The 7,180-nt window shown below is 64.5% G+C and carries 5 protein-coding genes; 4 read left to right on the plus strand and 1 reads right to left on the minus strand.

All coding sequences use genetic code 11. From position 1 onward, the window contains the following. Positions 1-154: 154 nt before the first annotated feature. Complete coding sequence (locus tag WCE35_RS05940; RefSeq protein WP_424592418.1) at positions 155-844, minus strand: YggS family pyridoxal phosphate-dependent enzyme; 690 nt, start codon at positions 842-844, stop codon at positions 155-157. Positions 845-951: 107 nt separating this feature from the next. On the opposite strand from WCE35_RS05940, the gene WCE35_RS05945 reads away from it, so the two are divergent. From WCE35_RS05945 to holA, 4 genes are all read left to right on the plus strand, one after another. Beyond that, entirely contained in the window at positions 952-2,643 is a 1,692-nt protein-coding gene (locus tag WCE35_RS05945; protein WP_424592419.1) for a diguanylate cyclase domain-containing protein, read from the plus strand. Positions 2,644-2,777: 134 nt separating this feature from the next. Next, positions 2,778-5,438, plus strand: coding sequence for a leucine--tRNA ligase (leuS, locus tag WCE35_RS05950; protein WP_424592420.1), 2,661 nt, complete (start codon positions 2,778-2,780; stop codon positions 5,436-5,438). Next, the gene (gene lptE, locus WCE35_RS05955) at positions 5,425-5,976 is read left to right on the plus strand and encodes an LPS assembly lipoprotein LptE (protein WP_424592421.1); all 552 of its coding nucleotides are present in this window, start codon (positions 5,425-5,427) and stop codon (positions 5,974-5,976) included. Before leuS ends, lptE begins: the two co-directional genes overlap by 14 nt. 8 nt (positions 5,977-5,984) lie before the next feature. Next, a complete protein-coding gene (holA, locus tag WCE35_RS05960) occupies positions 5,985-7,016 on the plus strand; it encodes a DNA polymerase III subunit delta (protein ID WP_424592422.1) in 1,032 nt (343 codons plus the stop codon). The last annotated feature ends 164 nt before the right edge of the window (positions 7,017-7,180 follow it).

A 7,180-nucleotide genomic window follows, 5' to 3' on the forward strand; every position in this document is an offset into this window, starting at 1 on the left:
AGGCAGATTTCGGTGCGCTGGGAAAGGTATCGGTGGCGTTTCGCTAGACTCTTTCCACGTCATTGCGAGCGCAGCGAAGCAATCCACGCCGCAGTAAAGCAAGAATGGATTGCTTCGCTTCGCTCGCAATGACGAAGATGACGAGCGTATCGCGCTACCGATGCCCGAAGATCGCCGAGCCGACGCGCACATGCGTCGCGCCGCACTCGATCGCGACGGCGAAATCGGCACTCATGCCCATCGACAGTTTCTGGAGGCCATTGCGCCCGGCGATCTTCGCCGTCAGCGCGAAATGCGGGGCCGGCGCGTCGTTGACCGGCGGGATGCACATCAGGCCGGAAATCACCAGGCCGTATCTATCGCGGCAGCTTGCGATGAAGGCGTCGGCTTCGCCGGGCGAGACGCCCGCCTTCTGCGGTTCCTCGCCAGTATTGAGCTGAACGAACAGTTCCGGCTGCTTTTTTTGCGACTTGATTTCCCTGGCCAGCGCCTCGCAAATGCTCGGACGGTCGACCGAATGGATGGCATCGAACAGCGCCACCGCCTCCTTGGCCTTGTTGGATTGCAGCGGCCCGATCAGATGCAGCACGATGCCGGGGTAGGTCGACATTAACCCTGGCCATTTCGCCCTGGCTTCCTGCACCCGATTTTCCCCGAATACGTGCTGGCCGGCCTCGATCACCGGCGTAATCGCGTCGGCGCCGAATGTCTTGGACACGGCGATCAGCGTCACCGACGCGCGGTCGCGACGCGCTTGCCGGCACGCGCGCGCAATGTCCTGCTCCACCGCGGCGAGGCCGTTTGGTGAATGGGAGGTTAGCGGCGTTGTGGTTTCGGGCGCCATGCCATCTGCCGGTCGTGCAATTACGGGGTTCGCTCGAATTTTACCGAAATCGGGAAAGGCTTCTTGAACCCTTCCCGCTACCGTCGGTCGCGGGGCAGGGGACAACGATGCCACGCGTTACTTTCGACCGCAAAAGGGCCAAACTCAAGAAGCTTCTGGGAATCCGTGCGCGGCTGGCGCTGCTGGCGGTGATCCTGGTGGCGCCCTTGATGCTGGAACGCGCCCGCTCGCTCGAGGACACCCGCGCCAAACAGATCGCGCAGGCTTCCGAGGAATTCTCCAAACTGGCCCAGCACAGCGCCGATGCCCAGCGCGAGGTGATTTCTTCGGTCGAGACGATCCTGAAATCGGCCGCCTATCTGCGCGCTTCGACCGGTGGCGTCGGCCGCAGCTGCGATTTGCTGCGCGCCAGCCTGCCCGACCATCTGCCGTGGATTCGGACGCTTTTGATCGTCGGCGGCGACGGCCGCGTGCAATGTTCGACCAACAACATCTATGTCGGTCTCGATCTGAGCGACCGGGCCTATTTCATCCAGGCGCGGGAGAGCGGCGAATTCGTTTTCAGCGACTTCCTGCTCACCAGACCCGCCAACAAGCCGATGGTGATGGCCGCCTATGCGGTTTCAGCCATCAATCCCGATTCCGATTCCGTCGTGCTCGCCAGCGTCAATCTCGACTGGATGTCGCAGATCATGGGCAATCTCGGCGGCCGGCCCGGCGTGGTGGCGGTCGTGATCGACAGCCGCGGCACCGTGATGGCGGCGCCGGCGGACCAGGCCAGCATGATAGGCCAATCGCTCGACTCGCTCCCGCTGTTGTCGGCCATCGCCGAAAGGGCGCTTGGCTCGGACGCCCCGCAGGGATCGCTTTCCTTTGTCGCTGCGGATGGCTCGAAACGAGCCCTCAGCTTTGCGCGCATTGCCGGCACGCAATCGCGGCTGATCGTCAGCATCGACGAGGCCAGGGTGACCGCCGCGACCAACCGCGATATCCGCATCGCCTATCTGCAACTCGGCTTCGTCTGCGTGTTCGTTCTGCTCGGCGCCCTGATCGCCGCCGAAACGCTCATCATCCAGCCGATCGACATCATGACCGGCATGGCGAAACGCTTCGGCGAGGGCGACTGGTCGGCGCGCGCGGCCCATAGCAGGCTGCCGGCCGAATTCGCTCCGCTCGCCCGCGCCTTCAACGCCATGGCAGCACACCTGGGCCAGCGCGAGCGAGAACTGATCGCCACCAATGACCGGCTCACCGTGATGGCGTCGGTCGACATGCTGTCGGGGCTGGCCAACCGGCGCGGTTTCCAGAGCCGGCTCGATTTTGAATGGCTCAAGGCGTTGCAGTATGGCAACGAGCTGTCGCTGCTGATGATCGATATCGATCACTTCAAACTCTACAACGACACTTACGGCCATCCCGAAGGCGACGCCTGCCTCGCCAGGATCGGCGAAACGCTCTCCGGCGTCGCCGCCGACGCCAAGGGATTTGCCTGCCGCTACGGCGGCGAGGAATTTTGTCTGCTGCTGCCCAACACGAACACCGCCCGTGCCATGGAAATCGGCGAACGGGTCCGCGCCGCGGTGCAGGGCCTCGGACTGCCCCACGCCACCAGCAGCTATCAGACGGTCACCGCCAGCGTCGGCGTGGCGGGCACCAGACCGAGCGACACGCAACGGCCGGGCGATCTGATCGAGGCCGCCGACATTGCGCTCTACGCCGCCAAGCACCGCGGCCGCAACACCGTGGTCGAGCACGGGTTTGTGCGGATCACGGATGGCGGCGAGGCGATGGCGAGCTGAGCCTTCGGCGGGCCGCGTCGGCCGCGAGCACGCGGTCGTTCCCACCACCCAACCGTTGACCCCCGCGCTGCTTTTGTGGCCTAGTCCGCCGTCCTCCGACCGGACCCGAATCCACGAAAAGCCCAAGCGATTTCATGACCTCCGAACGCTACAACGCCCGCGAATCCGAACCGCGCTGGCAACGCCAGTGGGATGAAAAGGCGATCTTCGCCGCCAAGAACGACGATCCGCGGCCGAAATATTACGTGCTCGAGATGTTCCCCTATCCGTCCGGGCGCATCCATATCGGGCATGTCCGCAACTACACGCTGGGCGACGTGCTGGCGCGCTTCATGCGCGCCAAAGGGTTCAACGTGCTGCACCCGATGGGCTGGGACGCGTTCGGGCTGCCGGCCGAGAACGCCGCGATCGAGCGCAAGGTCGCGCCCAAGGCATGGACCTACGACAACATCGCGGCGATGAAGAAGCAGCTGCAGTCGATCGGGCTGTCGCTCGACTGGTCACGCGAATTCGCGACCTGCGATCCCGCCTACTACAAGCATCAGCAGAAGATGTTTCTGGATTTCCTGCGCGCGGGCCTTGCCGAGCGGGAAAAGCGCAAGATCAACTGGGATCCGGTCGACATGACCGTGCTCGCCAACGAGCAGGTGATCGACGGCCGCGGCTGGCGTTCCGGCGCGGTGGTCGAGCAGCGCGAGATGAACCAGTGGGTGTTCAAGATCACGAAATACTCGCAGGAACTCTTGGACGCGCTCGACACGCTGGACCGCTGGCCCGACAAGGTGCGGCTGATGCAGCGCAACTGGATCGGCCGCTCCGAAGGCCTGCTGATCCGCTTTGCGCTGGACGCCGCGACATCGCCAGCCGGCGAAACGGAACTGAAGATTTTCACCACGCGCCACGACACGCTGTTCGGCGCAAAATTCATGGCGATTGCGCCGGACCATCCGCTGGCGCGGGCCGCGGCCGCGAAGGATCCGAAACTCGCCGACTTCATCGCGGAAGCGAAGCGTCACGGCACCGCGCAGGAAATCATCGACACCGCCGAAAAGCTCGGCTTCGACACCGGCATCCGCGCCATCCACCCGTTCGATCCGGACTGGAAACTGCCGGTCTATGTCGCCAACTTCGTGCTGATGGAATACGGCACCGGCGCCATCTTCGGCTGCCCGGCACACGACCAGCGCGACCTCGATTTTGTCAACAAATACGGGCTCGGCAACACGCCGGTGGTCTGCCCCGAAGGCCAGGACCCCAAGACCTTCGTCATTTCGGATACCGCCTATGACGGCGACGGTCGCATGCTCAATTCCCGCTTCCTCGATGGGCTCACCATCGAGCAGGCCAAGGAAGAGGTGGCAAAGCGCCTGGAACGCGAAGTCCGCCGCCTGCCTGACCCTTTCCCGCAAGCGGGGGAGGGAAGGGTGGGGCCCGTGGGCGAACGCCAGGTGAACTTCCGCCTGCGCGACTGGGGTATTTCGCGCCAGCGCTATTGGGGCTGCCCGATCCCGGTGATCCATTGCCCGAAATGCGACGTGGTGCCGGTGCCCGACAAGGACCTGCCGGTGACGCTTCCGGAGGATGCGACCTTCGACAAGCCCGGCAACGCGCTCGACCATCATCCGACATGGAAGCACGTCGCCTGCCCGAAATGCGGGGCCAAGGCGCAGCGCGAAACCGACACCATGGACACCTTTGTGGACTCGTCCTGGTACTTTGCGCGTTTCACCGACCCCTGGAACGACAAGGCGCCGACCACGCAAGGCGTCGTCAACCGGATGATGCCGGTCGATCAATATATCGGCGGCGTCGAGCACGCGATCCTGCATTTGCTCTACAGCCGCTTCTTCACCCGCGCGATGAAAGCGACCGGCCATATCGACATTGAAGAGCCGTTCGCCGGCATGTTCACGCAGGGCATGGTGGTGCACGAGACCTATCAGAGGGTCGACGGCAGTTACGTCACCCCGGCCGAGGTGAAGATCGAGACCGGCAGCAACGGCAGGCGCGCCAGCCTGATCGACAGCGGCGAACAGGTCACGATCGGCGCGATCGAGAAGATGTCGAAATCGAAGCGCAACACCGTCGATCCCGACGACATCATCGCGAGCTATGGCGCCGATGTCGCGCGCTGGTTCATGCTGTCGGACTCGCCGCCGGACCGCGACGTGATCTGGAGCGACGAGCGCGTGCAGGGCGCCTCGCGTTTCGTGCAGCGGCTGTGGCGGCTGGTCAATGAATCCGCCGCTATCGCCAGGACCGCGCCCGTGGCAAGACCGGCATCGTTTAGCGCCGATGCGCTCGGCTTGCGCAAGGCCGCCCATGGCGCACTGGACAAGGTCTCCTCGGGCATCGAGCGGCTGCACTTCAATGTCTGCCTCGCCCATATCAGGGAATTCGCCAATGCCCTGGCCGAGGTTCTGGGTTGCGAGGGGACGCCGTCCCCGGACACCGCTTGGGCCATCCGGGAGGCGTCGGTCATCCTCGTTCAACTGGTCGCGCCCATGATGCCGCATCTGGCCGAGGAGTGCTGGCAGGTTTTGGGCCAGTCCGGGCTGATTTCGGAAGCGAATTGGCCCCAAATCGAACGCGATTTGCTGGTTGAAGACAGCGTGACACTGGTGGTTCAGGTCAACGGCAAGAAACGGGGCGACGTTATCGTGGCCAGAGGCGCGCAAAATCAGGAAATTGAGGCTGCCGTTTTGTCCCTCGATGCGGTAAAAGTCGCCTTGGGCGGCAACGCCGTCCGCAAGGTAATCATCGTGCCCATGAGGATCGTGAATGTCGTTGGCTAGGACCCGGATCGCCGCCCGGCTGCTCGCCGTCGCCGCCCTGGCGGCGCTGACGGCCGGCTGCTTCCAGCCGATGTATGCCGAGCGCGCCGATGGCACGCCGGGCCTGCGCGAAAAGCTGCTGGGTGTGGAGCTCCCGCCGGTTGACAAGCCCAACGCTTCCCGCGAGGCCCGGATCGGGGTCGAGATCCGCAACGCGCTGGCGTTCAAGCTTTACGGCAACGCCACCGGCATGCCGCCGACCCACCGGCTGGTGCTGCGGTTCTCGACCAACCGTTCGTCGCTGATTGTCGATCCCAATACCGCGCTGCCGTCCAGCGAGAATTATGGCATCGATGCGCAGTACAATCTGATCGAGATCGCCAGCAACAAATCCGTGATGACCGGCTCGACCTTCTCCCGCGTCTCGTATGACATTCCGGGCCAGTTGCAGCGCTTCGCCCGCTCGCGCGCGTTCCGCGACGCCGAGGATCGGGCCGCGAACGAGATCGCGGAGAACATCCAGACCCGGCTAGCGTCGTTCTTCGTCGCCGGCACCTGACCGCTGCCTTGGTCGCGCTTCGCGGAAGAGACATCGACGCCTTTCTCGCCCGGCCCGATCCCGGGCGTCCGATCATCCTGCTCTACGGCCCCGATGCCGGCCTCGTGCGCGAACGCGCCGACGCACTGATGGCGTCCGCGGTCGACGATCCCAACGATCCATTTTCGCTGGTGCGGCTGGATGGCGACGAGCTGTCGGCCGAGCCGTCGCGGCTGGTCGACGAAGCGATGACGGTGCCGCTGTTCGGCGGCCGCCGCGCGATCCGCGTCCGCGCCGGGTCGCGCAACTTCGCCAGCGGAGTCGATACGCTGGCCGGTTCGCCGCTGAAGGATTGCCGGATCGTGATCGAGGCCGGCGAACTGCGGCCGGAATCGCCGCTGCGCAAGGCTTGCGAGCGCGCCAAAACCGCGGTCGCAATCGCCTGCTACCCCGACGGCGAGCGCGACCTTGCCAGGCTGATCGACGACGAATTGCGAGTCTCGGCCTTGCGCATCGCGCCCGACGCCCGTGCCGTATTGATGTCGCTGCTCGGCGGCGATCGGCAGGCGTCGCGCAACGAACTGCGCAAGCTCGCGCTTTACGCCCATGGCAAGAAAGACGTGACGCTGGACGACGTGATGGCGGTGGTGGCCGACGCATCCGAACTCAAACTTGATCCCATCGTGGACAGCGCTTTCGCCGGCAACGCCGCCATGGTCGAAAGCGAATTCACCAAGGCGATGGCGGCCGGCACCTATCCGGGCGTGATCATTTCCGCCGCCCAGCGCCAGGCGGCATGGCTGCACAAATCGGCGCTCGCGGTGGCCGAGGGAACGCCGCTATCGACCCTGCTCGAGAGCGGATTTCCGCGCCTGCATTTTTCCCGAACAGGAAGCGTCGAAATCGCGCTGCGCCATTTCAGCGCGGCGCGGCTGGTCGGCATCATCGACCAGCTCGCGACCGCGGCGCTGGACATGCGCAAGCAGGCATCGCTGGCCGCCCCGATCGCCCAGCGCACGCTGCTCTCGATCGCCGCGAATGCGAAGCGGCGGGGGTTGTAGTAAACTGTCATTCCGGGGCGTGAGCGAAGCGAACGAGCTATGATGTGCAATTGCACATCAGAGAATCCATAACCACGATCGGGGAGTATGGATTCCGGGCCTGCGCCAACGGGCGCATCCCGGAATGACCACTAGTTATTCTTCGCCAGCCGCCGCATGACCTC

It is taken from the genome of Bradyrhizobium sp. (assembly GCF_049691595.1).
Lineage (GTDB): Bacteria > Pseudomonadota > Alphaproteobacteria > Rhizobiales > Xanthobacteraceae > Bradyrhizobium.

Coding starts and splice junctions, on each gene's coding strand:
- WCE35_RS05940 (WP_424592418.1), bottom strand. CDS start 844: ATGGCGCCCGAAACCACAACGCCGCTAACCTCCCATTCACCAAACGGC.
- WCE35_RS05945 (WP_424592419.1), top strand. CDS start 952: ATGCCACGCGTTACTTTCGACCGCAAAAGGGCCAAACTCAAGAAGCTT.
- lptE (WP_424592421.1), top strand. CDS start 5,425: ATGTCGTTGGCTAGGACCCGGATCGCCGCCCGGCTGCTCGCCGTCGCC.
- leuS (WP_424592420.1), top strand. CDS start 2,778: ATGACCTCCGAACGCTACAACGCCCGCGAATCCGAACCGCGCTGGCAA.